20 protein-coding genes and 1 other annotated feature are annotated in these 18,632 nt (G+C 44.6%); of the genes, 18 read left to right on the forward strand and 2 right to left on the reverse strand.

Features of this window, described 5'->3' with window-relative positions; genetic code table 11:
- Positions 1-96: 96 nt before the first annotated feature.
- Positions 97-1,269: a DUF4885 domain-containing protein gene (locus tag M1D67_RS01585; RefSeq protein ID WP_035337348.1), complete on the forward strand. Its 1,173-nt coding sequence runs from the start codon at positions 97-99 to the stop codon at positions 1,267-1,269.
- 420 nt (positions 1,270-1,689) lie between these two features.
- Complete coding sequence (locus M1D67_RS01590; protein WP_023857765.1) at positions 1,690-2,601, forward strand: macrolide 2'-phosphotransferase; 912 nt, start codon at positions 1,690-1,692, stop codon at positions 2,599-2,601.
- 34 nt (positions 2,602-2,635) lie between these two features.
- Here M1D67_RS01590 and M1D67_RS01595 read toward each other — a convergent pair whose 3' ends face one another.
- Positions 2,636-3,055, reverse strand: a complete 420-nt coding sequence (locus M1D67_RS01595; RefSeq protein WP_020450012.1) for a MarR family winged helix-turn-helix transcriptional regulator — start codon at positions 3,053-3,055, stop codon at positions 2,636-2,638.
- A 277-nt stretch (positions 3,056-3,332) separates the two neighbouring features.
- Between M1D67_RS01595 and M1D67_RS01600 the strand changes: the two genes are divergently transcribed.
- From M1D67_RS01600 to M1D67_RS01675, 16 genes are all read left to right on the forward strand, one after another.
- Complete coding sequence (locus M1D67_RS01600) at positions 3,333-4,844, forward strand: class I adenylate-forming enzyme family protein (protein WP_023857767.1); 1,512 nt, start codon at positions 3,333-3,335, stop codon at positions 4,842-4,844.
- A gap of 107 nt (positions 4,845-4,951) precedes the next feature.
- A complete protein-coding gene (locus tag M1D67_RS01605) occupies positions 4,952-6,166 on the forward strand; it encodes a serpin family protein (RefSeq protein WP_023857768.1) in 1,215 nt (404 codons plus the stop codon).
- 111 nt (positions 6,167-6,277) lie between these two features.
- Complete coding sequence (locus tag M1D67_RS01610) at positions 6,278-7,105, forward strand: PPC domain-containing protein (protein WP_023857769.1); 828 nt, start codon at positions 6,278-6,280, stop codon at positions 7,103-7,105.
- Between the two features lie 63 nt (positions 7,106-7,168).
- Entirely contained in the window at positions 7,169-7,996 is an 828-nt protein-coding gene (locus M1D67_RS01615; protein ID WP_020450016.1) for a DUF4885 family protein, read from the forward strand.
- A 118-nt stretch (positions 7,997-8,114) separates the two neighbouring features.
- A complete protein-coding gene (locus M1D67_RS01620) occupies positions 8,115-8,867 on the forward strand; it encodes a MerR family transcriptional regulator (RefSeq protein WP_020450017.1) in 753 nt (250 codons plus the stop codon).
- A gap of 211 nt (positions 8,868-9,078) precedes the next feature.
- Positions 9,079-9,258, forward strand: coding sequence for a hypothetical protein (locus tag M1D67_RS01625; protein WP_023857771.1), 180 nt, complete (start codon positions 9,079-9,081; stop codon positions 9,256-9,258).
- Between the two features lie 15 nt (positions 9,259-9,273).
- Complete coding sequence (locus M1D67_RS01630; protein WP_020450018.1) at positions 9,274-9,621, forward strand: PadR family transcriptional regulator; 348 nt, start codon at positions 9,274-9,276, stop codon at positions 9,619-9,621.
- Positions 9,614-10,048 carry a DUF2812 domain-containing protein gene (locus M1D67_RS01635; protein ID WP_479831555.1) on the forward strand — a complete coding sequence of 145 codons (435 nt, stop codon included), beginning with the start codon at positions 9,614-9,616 and terminating at the stop codon, positions 10,046-10,048. Before M1D67_RS01630 ends, M1D67_RS01635 begins: the two co-directional genes overlap by 8 nt.
- Before the next feature lie 74 nt (positions 10,049-10,122).
- Positions 10,123-10,381: a binding site (T-box leader), on the forward strand.
- Positions 10,382-10,481: 100 nt separating this feature from the next.
- Complete coding sequence (locus M1D67_RS01640) at positions 10,482-10,643, forward strand: tryptophan RNA-binding attenuator protein inhibitory protein (RefSeq protein WP_035337337.1); 162 nt, start codon at positions 10,482-10,484, stop codon at positions 10,641-10,643.
- Positions 10,644-10,662: 19 nt separating this feature from the next.
- Positions 10,663-11,607, forward strand: coding sequence for a DMT family transporter (locus M1D67_RS01645; RefSeq protein WP_023857775.1), 945 nt, complete (start codon positions 10,663-10,665; stop codon positions 11,605-11,607).
- 491 nt (positions 11,608-12,098) lie between these two features.
- The gene (locus M1D67_RS01650; protein ID WP_020450023.1) at positions 12,099-13,166 is read left to right on the forward strand and encodes a YecA family protein; all 1,068 of its coding nucleotides are present in this window, start codon (positions 12,099-12,101) and stop codon (positions 13,164-13,166) included.
- A gap of 120 nt (positions 13,167-13,286) precedes the next feature.
- Complete coding sequence (locus M1D67_RS01655) at positions 13,287-14,003, forward strand: lantibiotic protection ABC transporter ATP-binding protein (protein WP_479831556.1); 717 nt, start codon at positions 13,287-13,289, stop codon at positions 14,001-14,003.
- The gene (locus M1D67_RS01660) at positions 14,000-14,758 is read left to right on the forward strand and encodes a lantibiotic immunity ABC transporter MutE/EpiE family permease subunit (RefSeq protein WP_039073152.1); all 759 of its coding nucleotides are present in this window, start codon (positions 14,000-14,002) and stop codon (positions 14,756-14,758) included. The genes M1D67_RS01655 and M1D67_RS01660 overlap by 4 nt, the downstream gene beginning before the upstream one ends.
- Before the next feature lies 1 nt (position 14,759).
- Complete coding sequence (locus tag M1D67_RS01665) at positions 14,760-15,530, forward strand: lantibiotic immunity ABC transporter MutG family permease subunit (RefSeq protein ID WP_479831557.1); 771 nt, start codon at positions 14,760-14,762, stop codon at positions 15,528-15,530.
- A gap of 20 nt (positions 15,531-15,550) precedes the next feature.
- Positions 15,551-16,213, forward strand: a complete 663-nt coding sequence (locus tag M1D67_RS01670; protein WP_020450027.1) for a response regulator transcription factor — start codon at positions 15,551-15,553, stop codon at positions 16,211-16,213.
- Positions 16,204-17,574, forward strand: a complete 1,371-nt coding sequence (locus M1D67_RS01675) for a sensor histidine kinase (protein ID WP_075213797.1) — start codon at positions 16,204-16,206, stop codon at positions 17,572-17,574. Before M1D67_RS01670 ends, M1D67_RS01675 begins: the two co-directional genes overlap by 10 nt.
- Positions 17,575-17,630: 56 nt before the next feature.
- Here the strand turns inward: M1D67_RS01675 and M1D67_RS01680 are convergent, their stop codons facing one another.
- On the reverse strand, positions 17,631-18,530 hold the full coding sequence (locus tag M1D67_RS01680) for a LysR family transcriptional regulator (protein WP_020450029.1): 900 nt from the start codon (positions 18,528-18,530) through the stop codon (positions 17,631-17,633).
- Positions 18,531-18,632: the final 102 nt, after the last annotated feature.

The raw sequence follows: 18,632 nt of genomic DNA on the forward strand, positions 1-18,632 counted from the left end.
GATGAGGGTGCTATGTAAATTACTGTTTAATAAGGTTAATATAAACATAATCAAGCCGATATAGGGATTATAGAAAGAATTGAGGAGAGGTACCCAATGCGTCTCAATAGTCAATACATCCGTACACAGCTGATGATTCAGAATATGTTGAAAAGGAATGCGGCTGATACAACTGTAAAAAATGTCTCTTCCGATATCACTGCCTTTGCGAAGAAGGCCAGCAGTCAAGCGGGAAGACCATCGAAGGAAAGTTTGAGTAAGCTGAACTACTCAAAGGACAGTATTGTGAATCATGCCGAAGCTTTCAGGCGGGCATACGAAGCAGCAAATGATCAAACTGTGGAAGAAACGAAGATCAATGCCCAAAACCCCTATGAGTCAGAAAGTGATATCAGGAAAAAAATCTTAGATGAAAAATACAGCAAAATCAATGCAATGAACAAAACGAAACCTGATCCTTTAGGCTATATTAAGGATAAATACAAAAATTCCAATTCCCCTTATTTCAGAAATGACCTGTCGGCAGCAGAAAGACAAGCTGCATATGACAATGAAACTGAGTGGCTGTTCAAAGGAAAAGCGCAAAACTATAATATGCAGGATGCCGCGTTTCGAAATGTGAATTTTAATGGGGAAGTAGAGGCGGAGAATGAGAAAATATATCAGCGCAGCCAAGTCAACAAACAGCTTCAAGCGCTGCTGGATCAATATCATATTGCCATTCCTGCGGATACGGCGCTCACCTTTACAATTTCACCGATTGATTATCAAGTAAAAGTGAGCGGAACTGATGATGAGCAGCTCATCCATCAACTTGAACATATATTGCAATCAGGAGAAAACAGCAAACAGTTATTTCTGCATATCATGAAAAGCTTGAGCAGCGATTCAGCCCAATATTCCAAAGAAGCGCAGCAAAAATATCACACGGTTCGCGAGATATATGAGGTGACAGGCTATCACCTGAAGGACTTGGAAGTGGTTGATGGCCGATATGTAACACCTGACGGCCGTGATTTGTTAGATGTGTATAAAGAAGAGCTGGAGAAGGACCCTGTCCAAAAGAAAACGGCTCATTTCGCAATCGCTCATTATGGAGCAGAGCTGAACAGACTTGCAGAAGCCGGATATGATTCTGTTCCGGATTTTATCTTATCTATTGACTACAGCAACGGATCTTTGCGGGATACAGGGCAAAAGAAAAGCTATGGAACCGGGGATACGGCTTGGCTAAGAGAATTAAAGCGCCGAACGGGTGTTAATTATTAGTTAGGCAGGAACATATGGGTTTCCTCTATCAGGTTGATTTTCTTAATAATTGAATTTTGCGTTGCGGGTCACCCTGCCACCTGTTAAAATAAGGATAACTTTAAAGAACGGAGGGATTTCCCAAATGGCATACATCAGATTCCGATTGAACTTTGTCCTCGCTAACTAAATCGTGAACAAAGTCTCTGCCTGTGTGCAGGGTAATCGGGATCAGTCTGCCTGTTTTTAGAGGACCCTTTATGCAATAACAGAGGGAGAGGCGCGGATTCCAGCGCCTCTTTTTTTGCCTTTAAAAATAGCTTATCTGAAGCTTGCCTTCAGTTTATTTGTCATATTATCTTTTTCCGTTTACTTTCCAGCGCAGGCAGACGACCTGTGCTTTTTTTTATTAAAAACCTTCAGTAAAGGGGAAAATCGTATATGACAATTGTAAATGAACAAATTGAACAAATATTAAAACTTGCGGAAAAACACGGCCTTCGGCTGAAACGAAAGCATGCGGAAATCAACGAGTCCGGCATGGATTTTCAAGTCGTCTTTGCCGAAGATGAAGCAGGCAAGAGATGGGTCTTGAGAAAACCGCGGCGCGACGATGTGATTGAAAGAGCAGTGTATGAAGGGAAAGTGCTGAAGCTGCTGCAAAACCATCTTCCCGCCGCTGTGCCGGATTGGCGCATTCATACTCCCGAACTGATTGCATATCCGGAGCTTCCGGGGGTTCCTGCCGCGGTCATTGACATGGAGGTGAAGAATTACGTATGGAACATGGATCATGAGCCTCCGGCTGAAGCCTTTGTCAAGTCATTGGCGAAAACGCTCGCGCTATTGCACAGCATTGATCATAAAGCCGCAGAAGAAGCGGGCATGCATGTGATGAATCCGGATGGCGTCAGGCGGTCAAAAGCAGAGCAGATGGAACAGATCAAAAGAGAGCTCGGGGTTAGCGGCGAGCTCTGGGAAAGATGGCAAAAGTGGCTGTCCGACGACTCGTATTGGCCTGAACATACTGCGTTTATCCACGGCGACTTGCATCCCCCGCATATTTTAATTGACCAGCATCAGAGCATAACTGGGCTGTTGGATTGGACGGAAGCGAAAATCGCCGACCCGGCAAAAGATTTTCTATTATACGAGACGATTTTAGGAGAAGCCGAAACCGCCCGGCTCATCTCTTATTATGAAAAAGAAGGGGGCCGGGTCTGGCCGCGGATGAAAGAGCATATTACGGAATTGCAGGCCGCCTACGGCATCGAAATCGGCATGTTCGCCCTGCAGACAAAACAAGAAGAGCACTTGAAGATGGCGCTGGACGCGCTTGGGGTCAGACAATAAAAAAAGGGCTGTCGATTTCGATCGACGGCCCGTTTCACATCATAATTTTTTCAATTATAGCAAAAAAAACCTTTTTTTCTTCCTCTGACAATTTGCCGAAGAGCTTGTCGATCAAGGCCTGGCGGTTTTCCACCATTTGTGCGGCGATCCTCGTGCCTTCTTGCGACAGTTCGATCCAGACGGTGCGCCGGTCATCGTTATTTCTCGATCTGATCACAAAGCCCTCTTTCTCCAAATGGTTCAGAGCTGTTGTCGTTGCTGATGGAGACAGGGCGACCTCCTGTAAAATCTCCTTTATCGTACATGTTCCGTGTCTGTAAATGATACGCAAAATAAACCCTTTGCCGCTCGTGATACTTTTCGGAATCGTTTCTTCGTCCAATTTCTTTGAAGACCGCAAATATTTCGTGAAAGCATGATCCAATAGATTCGCTTCAATCCGATGGTGATTCATGAAGGTTTCCTCATTTCCGACATCGTGTAGTAGATCAGCAATTTTATGCTGGTCAAACAAACATAGGTCTATTTTATCATAAGCGAATGCTCCGCAAAAAACGATTTTATGAATTTTAACATGAGTCATTTAATTTCTTTTGTTATCAATTCATAAAGATAATAATTCTATTATGAAATAGTTTTACAATGGATATATTTTGTTTTAGAATGAATTTGTGCGTCACATAATCTCACCAGGTTTTGTGAGAAACAATGAAAATTTGGAGATGAAAATTTTGAGTACACTTCAGCAATTAATCAATCATCATATGGAAACGTCAGATGGGTTGGAAGCATTGTCCGGAGGAGATCGAACGTTTACGTTCAAAGCGTATCATCAACGGGTGAACCAGCTGGCTCATTATCTGCTGGAGGAGGGTGTTCAAAAAGGAGACCACATCGCGGTTTTATGTAAAAATAATCATCATTTTCCCGTCATTTTGCTGGCGTCTCTTAAAATCGGGGCGACAGTCGTGCCGTTAAGCTGGCAGCTGACATCGTATGAATTAAAAGGAATCTTGAACAACTGCCGGCCGAAGGTGATGTTTTATGACTTGGAATTTGCCGATATACTAACGCCGCTCCGCGAACAGCTTCAGTTCTGCCTGATGATTGAAGCGGGTGCGGGAATGAACACGACTGAACAGTTTGAGAGCCTATTTAAAAACAGGCCGCTGGAGGTGGAGGCCGACCAGGTGACCGAGCATGATTTGGCTTTAATGCTGTTCACCTCGGGCACGACCGGAAATCCGAAAGGCTGTATGGTCAACCACGGCAGTCTGGCCGCATACTTGACAGAGGTGAACGTGAAATCGAAACAGCTGAAAGGCATGCGCTTTTTAGCGAGCCATCCGCTTTATCATATGAGCTCGCTCAACCATGTTTTTCAGGCGGCTTTTGAAGGAATTGGGCTTCATTTCTTATGGGACCCCGAACCGTTTGAAATCCTGCAGGAGATCGAGAAGAAACGCATTCATATGATGATGGCGTTTCCTTCCGTCTACACTTACATGCTGGAGGAAATGAAAAGACATCCATTCGACCTGTCGTCTGTGAAAATGCTTGTCTCCGGCGGCACCAAGGTGCCGGCGCGGCTGATTAAGGAGTACAATGACATGGGAATCCTGATGGTGCAGGGGTATGGCAGCACAGAAGCATGGACGGTCAGCGTATGGCGGCCTGACATGGGCTGGGATAAAGTCAATTCAGCCGGCAAGCCGATTCCGCAAGTCAGCATAAAAATCGAAGACCCTGATACACATGAAGAGCTGCCAAGGGGCGAAGTCGGAGAAGTCGTCGTCAAAAGCCCGTATGTTTTTGAAGGGTATTACCAAAATCCTTCCGCCACGCAAAAGGTGCTGAAAGACGGCTGGTTTTATATGGGGGACTCCGGCAAACTTGATGAAGACGGATTTTTATATATTACCGGCCGGTATAAAGACGTCATTGTCTACGGAGGCGACAACATTTATCCTGACCAGGTGGAGGAGATCATCGATCAAGTGCCCGGAGTCGTCGAATCGGCCGTCATCGGCGTCCCGGATGAAATGTACGGGGAAGTTCCGAGGGCGTATGTGGTGAAAAACGAAAGCTCCGGCCTTAAGAAGGAGGACATTATCGCGTATTGCAAAGAGCGCCTGTCCGACTATAAAATTCCTGAAATCGTTTTTACCGACAGCCTTCCGAAAAACAGGCTCGGCAAAATCGTCAAAAAAGATTTGCGCGAACTGGCTGTTAAAGGACAGTGAGCGCAGTAACAGAAAGCTTATCCAGCATTGGATAAGCTTTTTTTGCTGCCGTTTTTTGTAACGTTTTCCAATGCTAAACCCACTACAACAGTAGGAGGTGTTGACAATTGAAATCGAAATGGAGTGCGATGGTGATATGGACCGGTCTTTTATTGTTGGCCGGATGCGGAGTGCACAAGGAGGCCGATCCCCCGCCCGTCAGATCCGCGCAAAAAACGGACGCCTCGTTATCTGAAGCTGAACAGCGGTTTGCGCTCGCATTGTTTCAAGACATGATAAAAGAGGAAGGAAGCCGGAAAAACATCTTCCTCTCGCCTTACAGTATTCACCAGGCACTTGTGATGACGGCAAACGGTGCCGCGGGAGACAGCAGAAAGGAACTACTCGGCACTTTAAACCTCAACCAGACGGATATGACATCGATCAACAGGATGTCACAATCTGTGAATCGTTCGCTAGAAACGCTGCCTCACGGCGAATTTTCATCGGCCAATTCGATATGGTCCAAAAGGGAGCTGAAAGAAAGCTTTCAAGACGCGATCAAAGGCCTTGGCGACGCCTATCAGCTTCATGATGATCCAAATCGGGCAGCAGAAGAAATCAACGGCTGGGTCAAAAAGAAAACGAAAGACCGCATTGATCAGATCGTTGACAAGGTCTCGTCGAATACGATTGCCTACATCATCAATGCCGTTTATTTTAGAGAAAGCTGGAAGCATCCATTTGATCCTCACATGACAGCGGAACAGCCATTTTATTCTGCGGACGGCTCCGCAAAAAAACACCCCATGATGACGCAGACAAACCGCTTTCCTTATCTGGAAAACAAACATTTTCAAGCCGTCAAGCTTCCTTTTCAAGACGAAGGTCTGTCATTGGCTGTTTTTCTGCCGAAAAAAGCGGCAAATCTTGAACAGCTTCTAGCTGGCATGACGTATGATCAATGGCGCGCCTTGCATAAGGGCTGGACGATGAAACAGGTGGAGCTCAAGCTGCCGCGCTTCTCATTTCAAACAGACTACATGTTAAATGAACCGCTTAAACGGCTTGGAATGAAAACCGTGTTTAGCAGCGCGGATTTTTCAAATATGTTTGCCGGAGAAGGCGCCGCTCAAATTGATAAAGTCAGACATAAAACATTTATCAAAGTAGATGAAGCGGGTACCGAAGCATCCGCGGCAACGGCGGTTGAGATCATCGAATCAGCTCCTGTCCCTGAAGTGACGATGACTGCAGACCACCCGTTTTATTTCGCGATTGTTGATGAAACATCCGGAATGAACCTTTTTGTGGGCAGTGTGGCAGAGCCGTCGGATGAGTAAACTTGGAAAAATTCTATTATTTTATAAAATATTCATTAAACTTCCAATTCAATTACCGATATAAGGAAGGGAGTTCCTTTATGGTGATGAATAAACGGGAGGCAATGACAAATGAAAAAAAGTTTGTTTCTTTTCGTGTTCAGTGTGTTTTTGATGGCGATTCCAGCATTTTCGGCTTCGGCAAATGTTTACGAAGATGAGTATGAACCCAACAATTCTTTCGCTGAGGCTTACGATTTAGGATTGTGGAAATACAAGACGATTTCGGCGACGATTCACAGCGAAAGCGATAAAGATTATTACAAATTTTACGCGACAAAGGGAGAACAGCTTGCCATTCACCTAAAGAACATCCCAGCAAATACAGACTATGATCTTTACTTATTTAAAGATTCTTACGGCTATCCTGCAGTAGGATCTTCTGAAAGAACGGGAAACCAAAATGAAATCATCCGCTTGGATGTTCCGGAGACAGGCCGGTACATTGCGGTCGTCACGTCTAAAGACGGTTCATATGACGGTTGGGGATTTTACAGACTTGAATTTATCGACAGAATGAAGAGCGGTGCTTATACGGCGAATTTGTCTCCATCATCCATCTCAAGCCCGGGACAGGGAGTCGTTTCTCCGGTTGCCGCCGTCAATCTTGCCAATGTCTCGGCCATTCCCGAAGGAGCGACTGTGAAAAGCGTTTCCGCCGAGGGAACCATTTCTCCGAGCCTCGGACACACCTACAGGGAAGTTCTGAACAAGGAAGAAGGCGTTTGGCACACATCGGTTTCCGGCGGCACACTGTTTCCGGATCTAAAGCCTGAACTTGCGCTTCCGGTCAAAACGACATGGAATGTGAGATACTATTCGCTCGCTTGGAGCAGTTCAACATGGAGATCGCCTCAGCTGAAGATCAATTATCAATATGATTCAACATACGGCTGGTAAACAGATCCAAATTCCGTCCGATATAAAAAGTAATCGAATGTAATTGGCATGAAAGGAGCTCCCATGAATATTAGAGACAGGGTAAAACTTTCGCTTTATTCCGAGCAGCTGATGAAGCCTGCCGCCGCGGAGATGCCGGCTAAGACTACAGGTTCCAAGAGAATGGCCGGCAGCCAAACAGACACCCTCTCCATCAGCAAACAGGCTGAAGCGGCTCAAAAAAATGCACCGTCATTACGATCACAAATGAACGGCGTTCAATTTGAGATCTATAATCTTTATGTGGACAGGCAGCGTTTGAACAGCCAGATCGATGAGACGCTGCGCGAGAGCGGAATTTCTCTTTCCGAGAGTGAACATCTGACATTGCATGTAGACGGAAATAACCGGATTATAGTTGAAGGCATCGAAGATGAACAAAAAAGAACCCGGATCGAAGCCGTTTTAAATAACAGTGATAAACGGTTTGGCGCCCGTCTGTTGAGCCATGCGGAATTGATCGGTGAACAAAATGGAACGCCGCTGGATAAAGAAGCTTATGAAAAATGGCATGTGAATGAGTTTTTGAAAACGATTGCCGGTCTGTCTTTGGCTGATGTCAGTTTGGATGAAAAAGGAGAGCTTGAAGGCGGAAATGAGAGGCTCATCAGAGTGATTGACTCTGCCAAAGACCCGAAAAGCGACTTGGAGAAGAGCTTTCAAAACATGCTGAAGAAGCTGAAGAATGTTCTGGCGAAAGGGCCGGACACCATTGCGGACAGATCGGCTTCTTTCGGATATGCCGGCGGAACGCTCATCGATCTCAATGTATCAAAAGGATTCTCCGCGGGCCAGCTGAACGAGTGGCTGGATGATCCGTTTCTTAAAGAAGTCTTGCTGAACAATTCTTAAAAGACCTGGCGAAGCAATTTTGCCGGGTTTTTTGTTTGTATAAAAAAAATTTCAAATTTCGCATTGACCCTCACGTTGCGGGATACTTTATAGTCGATATTGAAGGGAGGTCAGATAAATGAAAATGAAAGTAAAGGAAGTGGCCGACTTAGTCGGCATCAGTGTGCGCACACTGCATCATTATGATGAAATCGGATTATTAGCTCCGTCGGAGACGACCGAAGCCGGGTATCGGCTGTATTCAGATGACGATCTGGAAAAGCTGCAGCAAATCCTGTTTTTCAGAGAGCTTGACTTCCCTTTAAAAAAGATTAAAAGCATTCTTGAGAACCCTTCATTTGACAGGAATGAGGCGCTTCAGCTCCATCGCAAAGCGCTGCTGGAGAAAAGAAGCCGGCTTGACCAAATGATTGCGACAATCGATAAAACGATCCAATTCGCGAAAGGAGAAATCAACATGACAAACGAGGAAAAATTCGCGGGATTTGATTTCAGTCAAAACCCGTATGAGGAAGAAGCGCGGGAACGCTGGGGCGATGAAGCCGTCGACAGATCGAAGGCCTATATCGAATCCATGCCCGAAGGTGAACGGAAAAAGATGGAACAGCAATATGATGCCATTTACAGAAAAATCGCCGCCCTCAGAAAAGGCGCCTCAGACTCAGAGGAAGCACAGGCGGCTATAAAGGAATGGTACGACTTTCTGAACAATAACACCGGCCACAGCTATTCGCTCGAAGCTTTCAAAGGTCTGGGACAAATGTATGTCGCTGACGAGCGCTTTACGAAAAACATTGATCAATACGGCGCCGGCTTGGCAAAGTTCATGTGCGACGCCATGACGGTGTTTGCTGACAGGAATAAGGAATAATCGCTGGAAACCGCCTGATAAGGTCGTGAAATGACCTTTTAGGCGGTTTTTTTAATTTTAATGTGAGCTATTCCTTTTGGGCAATAGCCTGTGCTCACTTATTTGATTTGCAGGGTAAATGCTGTGTTTGATTTGTGTCGAATCTTCTAATATGTTATTATATCGTCAGTCGATATATCGTAAGGCGATGTAAAATAAGGAGGCGAATGATTTGAATACACACTTTACCGGGATGTTATTTGTTTTGAGCGGAATTTTTTTATTAAATTTAGCGATTTTATCAGGAATAAACGGTGTATGGTGGGGACTAGCTCTTGGCGGCAGCATCATTTTCAATCTAATAGGTGTTGTACTGCTCATGAGATATATAAATGAAAAACGCCATACTTAAAATGAGGTGCGAAAAGTGAAGAAAAAAACGGCGGAAAGCTATTTACCGCTTACGCAGGCTACGTATTACATATTATTGTCATTAACTCAACCATTACATGGCTACGGCATTATGCAAAGGGTTGAGAGCATGAGTGAGGGTGAGGTCAAACTAGGGCCTGGCACTCTTTATGGTGCATTAAGCAAACTCGAAAAGCAGGGGCTGATTAGAAAGGAAGGCGAATCCGGCGATAATCGGCGAAAGCAGTATATTTTAACGAATGAAGGATGGCAGGTGATTGAACTCGAATTTAAACGCCTATCCAAATTGGTGGCGATCAGTCAATCTATTTTTCAAAAAGAGGGAGATACAAGTCATGAGTAAAAAAAGAAAGCGTAAATTCCGTTTTTTTCTTGCTTGGCAAGACCGGAAGGAAGAGAACTGGCTGAATGAAATGGCAAAACAGGGGTGGATGTTAAAGTCCTTCTTTTTATTTATCTATATATTTGAAAAGACAAAACCAAGCAATACAGTATATCGGCTCGACTATAAGACAACATCAAACCTGGATCAGGAAGAATATATTCATATATACGAGGATGCAGGCTGGAAGCATGTGACACAGTTTTTAAATTGGCATTACTTTGCGGCTGATCCCAGTCAAGTTCAAACAAATGCGATTTATACAGACCGCGAATCTGAAGCAGAAAAATATAATGGCTTACTAAAAGTGCTGTATGCTGCATTTGCCAGTGTATTTCTCAGCTTGGGACTACCGCTTCTCGTCATAGTGTATATTAAAGGTTCGTAAAAAAACAAGAATTTAATGCTGATTGACACTTGCTAATTTTCAGAGTAATATATTTTTTACAAATCATGTACGGTTAAACGATATTGAGGAAGAGCAAGTACGTGTCAGAGCATGGGTTTAAGAGAGTCGGTGGCTGGTGTGAACCGATGCCCTTCTGACGCCGAATGGGCTTCTGAATCGCTTCGCTGAAACGGACAGTAGGCGAAGCCGGGATAGTTCTCTCCGTTATCAAGAGAAGCGTATCGAAAGGGCTGACTGTTCCCTTTCCGTATGTTCCAAGCGAATCGTTGATGCGATTAATAAAGGTGGTACCGCGAGACCCTCGTCCTTTTGTGACGGGGGTTTTTTGTATTTTTAAGGAGGTGGTGGCCATGGAGGAAGGCTGGCCGGAGTGGCCGCATCATATTAAACGGAAACGGAGGTGTGATGGTAAATGGTGATTGCAACGGACGATTTGGAAACGACATGTCCAAATTGCAATGGAAGCGGAAGAGAAGAGCCGGAGCCTTGTCCAAAATGTTCGGGAAAAGGTGTGATTTTGACGGCCCAGGGAAGCACATTGCTCCATTTTATAAAAAAACATATCCACGAATAAAAAGGACGGGTGTTGAAAGTTGAGTCGAGAAGAGAAGAGTACAGCTGAGCAGAGCGGCCATATTCAAAGCGGCGTTCGAAAAGCGGCCGGGGTCGTTTTTATGGTCTTTGGGACGATGTGTTTTGCTTCAAAATCCATTTTTGTCAAATGGGCTTATGAACAAGGTGCACAGCCGGAAGCGGTGCTGTTGTACCGGCAATTATTTGCGGCGCCGCTGTTTTGGCTGATTTTTGTTGTGTATCGTTCAAAGCTTCCGGCTAAACCAGAAAAAGCGGAGATTTTTAAAGCTTATGCGGCCGGATTGCTTTGTTTTTTTCTGTCGCCATTGCTTGATTTTATCGGCCTTCATGATGTTTCGGCAATCGTTGAACGGATGATTGTGATGAGCTATCCCATGTTCGTATTGATCATCACTGCCTTTGTAAATAAAAAAATGATCTCGGGTCAAACGTTTGCTGCCATCTTGCTTGTGAATGCCGGGCTGTTCTTGGCTGTCGGCGGATGGGATGTGCAAGCATTTGAAGCGAACCTGTCAGGAGCTTTTTTGATCTTATTGTCCGCTGTCGCCTATGCGGTTTATCTTGTTGTGGCGGGAGGCCTTGTCCGTCAAATCGGCGGGATTCGGATGAATGCCTATGGAATGTCGGCGGCAAGTCTTGCGATGGCCGGTTATGCGCTGTTTCGCGCAACAGGAAAACAGCCGGGAATCCTGCTTTCTTATCCTCCCGCAATGTATGTTTTTTTTATGATCATTGCAGCGGTGACGACGGTCATTCCTTTTTTATTCATGCTGGAAGGCATGAAGCGGATAGGAGCGGAGCGGGGAGCCGTCATTTCTATGATCGGCCCCGTTCTTACCATCTTCGGAGGTGTTTTGTTTTTAAACGAACGTTTAACATCCATTCAGTGGCTGGGGTGCTTCCTTGTGCTCCTGACCATCAGTCTGCTGGAATACCGGAAATAGAAAAAGGGATTCATATCCCTTTTTCTGTATGCACTTAAATACATAAAGATCGTTTACTCAGTGTCGCCTGTTTTCATGACCCATGAGACGAAGTAGTGCACGAAAGCCTGCCATAGCTTCATCTGTGCATCGGAGCGGCATCAAAAGCGGATACAAAACGTATACCAGCAGTGCTGTTGCACCGACCTCAGGAGATCCGTCTCCAAATCAATGCGGATGAAAAGTGTAATCCGACCGCCAATACGCAATCGATCAACAATGCACCCGCTCTAACCCAAAAACCAGCGTATTGCAAAATGTATAACACCCTCTGTCATAAATGGATGATAAAAACACAGAACTAACCATTTTATAGTCTTTTTTTCTATTTGTCCTCTTTTATAAAATTTTACTTTTCAGCTAAATCATACTGATTTTCATTATCGGATTTCCCCCTCCTGAAAGTTTTGATAAAATAAATAAGTTGTAGTATAAGATACGGAGGTTTAAACGTGGGAAAAGTAAAGAGAAATATGCCTTGCCCATGCGGCAGCGGGCTGAAATATAAAAAATGCTGCGGCAAAGCGGAGGGAGCGTTTCCGGCTGTCGCGGTGCAGGAATTGAAACAAATCCAGAAAGACGTCATGGAATTCGCTTTTACGGAACATAAAGACACAATCGATCAATTTCTTAATCAGTATTCTTTTCTGTCAGACTTGGAACAGTCTGCACAAAAGATATGTGTTTTTAATCTGGGCGTGTGGGGAGTATTTTCCCGGCCGTTGGCAGACGGAGGATTGACGATTTTCGAAGACTTTTTACAGAAAAAGGGTTCTTCGATTCTCAGATCGCAGACTAAGGAAGCCGTTCAATCGTGGAAAGACCTCTCCCCTGCGCTGCTGCGTGTGAAACATATAACAGATGGCGGCATTCGCTTTGAGGATGCTGTAACAAATGAAGAGCTCACTATAAGGATGAATGTGAAGCGGGAAGGGCCTTTTGTAGGCGAGTACGTGCTCGGCTTTCCGATCAAGATCGGAAGCCATACCGAGTTCTTCTTACAATTCACCATCTATCCTGCAAAAATGGCGGATGCTCTCAAAGACAGGTTAAACGATGCTTTAAGCCGTTTCACAAAAGAAGGCGGAACAAAAGAACAGCTGATGAGAGATGATTTTCATCATGTGTTAATGCAGCTTTGCCGTCAGGAAGAGAGTGCACCGTCTGAACAAGGGTCGGAAGACATCGAATGGGCCAATGAGATGGAAAAAGAAACAGCGCTTGTCTTTGAGAAAGGTATGCTTGACGAAGGACATTCTGAATCATTTGTCTCCTGGGCGGTCGGCCTTTGGAAATCGTATTGTGTTAAAAAAGCGCCGGTCATCAAGAAAACAGAAGCCTTTGCAGCTGCTTTGGAGTATTTTATCAATACGATCTCCAAATCGGAAAAATCGTTATCCCAGGCGAAGCTTGCAAAAAAATACGGTGTCAGCGCTTCGACCGTATCGAATCGTTTTAAAGATATTGAAGCCGTCCTGCAGGACGAACTGGATCATCATCTTGAGCTTATGCCTTCTTAAGGCAAAGGCCGCTAAACCTTTCGGGGAACCGGAAGGTTTTTTGTGTTTGATTCTGATTAAATCTTGAGAAAGGTATTTTAAGATATCGGTACCGATCAGATCAAACAAGGAGAGATTAAGATGAGTACAATTCTATTGGAAACAAGGCATCTTCAAAAAAAGTTTGGAAGGTCGCAAGCGGTCTCAGACGTCTCATTGTCAGTTAAAAAGAACAGTATTTACGGATTGCTTGGACCGAATGGAGCAGGAAAATCAACGACTTTAAAACTTTTAACCGGAATCTTAAACCCGACTGCCGGGGACATTTTGGTTGAGGGGCGGAAATGGAAAAGGTCTGTATTAAAAGACATCGGTTCTTTAATAGAATCCCCGCCTCTGTATGATAATTTAACAGCCTACGAGAATGCCAAGGTGCATGCCACATTATTGGGTCTTCCTGATGCGAGAATAACAGAGGTGCTTAAAACTGTTGATATGCATCATGCCAGAAAGAAAAAAGCGGGGCAGTTTTCTATGGGAATGAGGCAGAGGCTGGGGATCGCCATCGCTCTTTTAAATCGCCCTAAATTACTCATACTTGATGAGCCTACGAACGGTCTCGACCCGATCGGTATACAAGAGTTAAGGGAACTCATCAGGTCATTTCCAAAGCAAGGGATGACGGTCATCTTATCAAGCCACATTCTGTCGGAAGTCGAGCAGATCGCAGACCATATCGGGATTATCAGCGGAGGATACCTCGGATATCAGGGGAAAATCAATAAGGGGGACGATCTCGAGCGGCTTTTTATGGATGTTGTCAAATCAACGCGGGGGAAAGAAGGCGGAGAACAATGATCGGATATTATGCAAAAGCGGAAAACCTGAAGTTTAAAAGAACATTTTCGAGAAAGATGATCTTCATTGTGCCTTTGATTAATATTTGCTTCGCCTTTTTAATGAATCCGGGATTCTTTGTAGCAGGTACGTATAATTGGTGGTCTGTCATCTTGATGCCGGTCATGATCGCCTTGCTTTGTGCATTATCACACCAGAAAGAAATGAAAGCGTCGAATTATAACGGCATTTTTTCTTCTCCCGTACATTTACATATGATCTGGTCTGCAAAAATAAGCGTCATTGCGCTCTATTCTTTAGCGTCTCAAGCTGTTTTTTTAGGGTTCATGGTTGTGATGCAGTTTGTCATTCCTCAATTTTCGAGCATTCATTTGACAGTCATTGCCGCGAATCTGCTGCTTTGGCTTACGACACTGTGGGAGATCCCCATCTGTTTATGGATAGCGCGAAAATTTGGGTTTATATCTGCCGTTTTGTTCAATATGCTGGGCAGTATCGTGTTGGGCATCATGTCGGCATCAAGTCCTTTTTGGTGGCTGAATCCGTGGAGCTGGCCGATCAGGGTCATGTGTCCGACAATTGGCATCCATCCCAACGGTGTGCCTCTTGAAAATGGCGATCCTTTAACAAGCTGGGCAGTCGTTCCTCCGGCTGTTGTTCTATCTATTGTTTTATTTGCTATTTTGGCTCGTCTGACCAGGCGGTCTTTTTCCCCTGCCGTTGATCGCAAATCGATAAAACGGGAGGCGGTTTGATTTGTTGCTATTTTTCAGATGCCTTGCGGCTGATTTTCAAAAAACAAAGCGCACATCTTTTATTTGGCTTCACTTGACCATTCCGGTTATCTGTGCGGGTGTTTTTCTGCTTTATTTCTATAATAGAGATCATGATCCATATCAATTATACCGCACGTATTTTGAGGCAATTGCGATTGCCCTGCCGCTTCTGATTGGAATAGTGTGCGGAATGACGGCTTCATTAGAGGAGCGGGCAGGCCGTTTTCAAGTGCTGTTGGGCGGCACGGCGCCCAAATTAACGGCTTATTTAAGCAAAGTCACACTGCTTCTGTTCATGAACTTGTGTGCGGTATTCTTGGCTATTGGACTCTATGTATTGGGGCTCAAAGTTCTATTTCATGTGCCGAACCTGACAATCGCCCTTTTTTTAGAGGCTGGGGCATGGCTGGCAGCCGGAAGTGTCACACTTTATTTCATTTATTTTCTGATCAGCTGCATATTTGGAATGGGGGCTTCGATTTTAATAGGCGGGGCAGGTCTTTTGATGACAGCACTGATGAATACGGGATTGGGCGATGTCATTTGGAAATATAATCCCTGGGCATGGGGTATCAGGCTGACAGGGTATAAGGGGATTGACCGATTTGTCCAAATTGATCCGTCTCTGCGTTCTGTTCTAGACGGGGAAATCAAGCAGGGGGCTTTCATCATGGTGTTTGCTATAATAGCTGTATTCGCTCTAAGCATCGTTTGGTTTATCCGCTGGGAAGGAAGAAAAGCTTATGAATAATGAAAAAGGGTGGTCAGCAAGTGGCGAACATTTTGGCAGTAGATGATGAGAAAGATATTCTTGTACTCATACAAAATATTTTGCGCCGCGATCAGCATCAAGTTCATACATTGAGTCAAGTTAACGCCGAATCTCTCGACGTGTTTTCAGGGTATGATTTAATTTTGCTTGATGTGATGATGCCGGGGATGGACGGATTTGAATTATGCGAGAAAATCCGGCCGCTGGTAGATTGTCCGATCCTGTTTCTCACCGCTAAGACGGAGGAAGAGGCCATCGTTAAGGGCCTCCTGACTGGAGGAGACGACTATATTTCAAAACCCTTCGGCGTTCTTGAGCTCAGTGCGAGAGTAAATGCACACTTGAGAAGGGAAAAAAGAGAGAAACACGAAACTAAACGTGTGATTTCCGGTTTTTTATTTCACTTTGACAGCAAAGAAGTATTTATTCATGATCAAAAGCTGAATTTAACAAAAAATGAATTTAAAATATGTGAGCTGTTGGCTCAGCATAAAGGACGAACTTTTACACGAGAAGAAATTTATGATTATGTATACGGGCTGGAAGGCAATGCATTATACTCCACGATAACCGAATTTATCCGCACGATCCGAAAAAAATGCAAAGAACACGAAAGAGATCCGATCAAAACGGTATGGGGCGTAGGGTACAGATGGGAATAATCCGTAAAAAAAAGACGCTGCGCAGAGAACTGATCAAATATATGCTCACTTTGAGTTTCAGCCTGATCGCGATCACGGCTGTATATGTTTTGATCAATATGATCGGAATGAATGCAGGGCTGTTTTATCCTGCCAATTACAATGAAATCGAAGCTGAAAAGCTTAAGCCCAAGCTTCAATCGGCTGAACGGATAACGGAAGACATGATACCTGATACGATGCTGTATGCCATATTGGATAAAAAGTCGAAACAAAAGACAGCGGGAAACATGAAAGAAACGAATCTTTCCATTGTACGGAAAAAAATTGAGAGCAGGCCGTATGTCACCTTAAGTCAAAAAGGCTATATGATCATCGAACGCAAAGACGAGTATTGTGTGTTGGAGTATCCTTTGCGCGCTGAGTTTCGGTCTCCCCTGCTGAGACGGTTTCTCCCGAACTATGAGCTGACAAGCTTATGCATCATCATTCTGCTTCTAATTACGGTCGTTTTTGCGGTAACAACCCGATTTGCAAACAGGTTAAAAGATCATTTTCAAACATTAAACACCATCGCTGAGCAAATTAAAAAACAAAATTTAAATTTCACTCCGGAGTTTTCGAATATTAAGGAATTTGATCATGTGATCAGTTCCCTGATAGACATGAGGAATGCCCTTCAAGCCTCCCTCCGCGCGCAGTGGCACTTAGAGAAAACGAAAAAAGAACAGATCGGCGCATTGGCTCATGACATTAAAATTCCAATGACCATTATTAAAGGTAATGCGGAATTGCTGAGCTTATCACCGCAAAATCAAGAGCAGTCGGAATATATCAGATACATACTTGATGCGGGACAAAAAATCGGCCAGTACATTGACCAATTAATCCATTTGTCAAAAACGGAGGAAGCATTAAATATCGATTATAGAGAAAGTGCTGTGAAACCGTTAGTCGAAAGTGTTCTCAATGACACTGAAGCATACATAGGGAACAAATCGGTTGACATTGTGCTGAAGGAACAGAACCTTGAAGATAAAAAAGCACTGTTGGACAAACAGCTGCTTCATCGAGCGTTGATGAACATCATGACGAACGCTGCAGATCATACACCAGAAGGCGGGAGAATCGATTTTGAAGCTGTGTGTACGGATGATCAATTGATTTTCACAATCACTGACAGCGGAAAAGGATTTTCTCAAGAAGGCCTGCAGAAAGCTGCCGAGCTTTTCTATATGGAAGATAAAAGCCGGACATCGAATGGGCATTACGGTATGGGACTTACCTTTGCGCTTCGTGTTGTCAAGCTTCATCAAGGCGATTTATCGATTAAAAACGGTGAAGCGGGGGGCGGACAGGTGCAAGTAACCATCCCCCTCTGAGACCAGATCATCATCATTCAATGTCCCATTATGTCATCATCCCAAACCTTCCGACATCAGCCGGAAGGTTTTTTCGGTTCTCCCAGTTCCTGTTTCAAATATTGGTAAAGCTTTGCGTCCGCTTGTTTCAGCGGGAAAGACGCGGTTTTGCAAAGGATGCCGAAGGTTACGCTGATCGGGTCATCGCCGATAAACCGGACAATCGTTCCGGGAGGAGGAGGGGAGACGATGCTTTTCGGAATCAGGGCAACGCCGAGGCCAGCGGCAACATAATTTTTCAAAGCGGTCATGCTTCCAATCTCCATCGTGTTCATTTGGCTTCCCGGCAGCTCTTGAAACGCGATTTCGACTTTCTTCCGGTAGGTGCAATTGTTGGCTGTGATCAGTAGACGGTGCTCCCTAAGATCTTTCAGATGGATGTGTTCATTGTTTCCGGCGGGGTGTCCTTCAGGAAGCAGCACTACGAGCTCTTCAGCATATAGCGGTTCAAAATAAAGATCAGTTCCCATTGCCGGAGTCGAACAGACGGCAAGGTCCAGGCTGCCTTGAACCAGCCTTTCCCCCAATGTCGATGAGTTGGCGATATCTACGGAAACCCGGATCTTCGGATAATCCGCTAAAAACCTCCCCAACATCCGCGGCAAATCACAGCTCGCGATTGGTTCGACCGCTCCCAGACGGATATTTCCCGCTTCGCCAAGCAATAAGTCGGCCATATGATGTTGAAGGTGATCCATATTTTTGACAATATGGCTGCTTTCTTCAAAAAAAAGCCTGCCGGCTTCAGTCAGTCGGAATGTTTTCCCCCGCTCGAGCAATCGGATGCCGAGGTCTTCTTCGAGTTTTTTGATTTGCATTGTGACTGTGGACTGCGCATAATTCAGTTCTTCAGCCGCGCGGTTAAAGCTTCCGCAAGCCACGATTTTATGAAACGTCTTTAACGTTTTGAAATCCATCCCATCACCTCAAGTTCAATAAAATTGAATGAATCCTTCAAATGATTCAATTATACAAAATGATATAACCGTTATACACTATTAAACAATACAAAGGAGGAA

This window comes from Bacillus sp. PK6-025, from assembly GCF_056530265.1.

What these genes read in the sequence shown, in the direction of transcription:
- M1D67_RS01585 (WP_035337348.1), top strand. Translation starts at nt 97, where the DNA reads ATGCGTCTCAATAGTCAATACATCCGTACACAGCTGATGATTCAGAAT.
- M1D67_RS01590 (WP_023857765.1), top strand. Translation starts at nt 1,690, where the DNA reads ATGACAATTGTAAATGAACAAATTGAACAAATATTAAAACTTGCGGAA.
- M1D67_RS01595 (WP_020450012.1), bottom strand. Translation starts at nt 3,055, where the DNA reads ATGAATCACCATCGGATTGAAGCGAATCTATTGGATCATGCTTTCACG.
- M1D67_RS01610 (WP_023857769.1), top strand. Translation starts at nt 6,278, where the DNA reads ATGAAAAAAAGTTTGTTTCTTTTCGTGTTCAGTGTGTTTTTGATGGCG.
- M1D67_RS01615 (WP_020450016.1), top strand. Translation starts at nt 7,169, where the DNA reads ATGAATATTAGAGACAGGGTAAAACTTTCGCTTTATTCCGAGCAGCTG.
- M1D67_RS01620 (WP_020450017.1), top strand. Translation starts at nt 8,115, where the DNA reads ATGAAAATGAAAGTAAAGGAAGTGGCCGACTTAGTCGGCATCAGTGTG.
- M1D67_RS01635 (WP_479831555.1), top strand. Translation starts at nt 9,614, where the DNA reads ATGAGTAAAAAAAGAAAGCGTAAATTCCGTTTTTTTCTTGCTTGGCAA.
- M1D67_RS01640 (WP_035337337.1), top strand. Translation starts at nt 10,482, where the DNA reads ATGGTGATTGCAACGGACGATTTGGAAACGACATGTCCAAATTGCAAT.
- M1D67_RS01655 (WP_479831556.1), top strand. Translation starts at nt 13,287, where the DNA reads ATGAGTACAATTCTATTGGAAACAAGGCATCTTCAAAAAAAGTTTGGA.
- M1D67_RS01660 (WP_039073152.1), top strand. Translation starts at nt 14,000, where the DNA reads ATGATCGGATATTATGCAAAAGCGGAAAACCTGAAGTTTAAAAGAACA.
- M1D67_RS01675 (WP_075213797.1), top strand. Translation starts at nt 16,204, where the DNA reads ATGGGAATAATCCGTAAAAAAAAGACGCTGCGCAGAGAACTGATCAAA.
- M1D67_RS01680 (WP_020450029.1), bottom strand. Translation starts at nt 18,530, where the DNA reads ATGGATTTCAAAACGTTAAAGACGTTTCATAAAATCGTGGCTTGCGGA.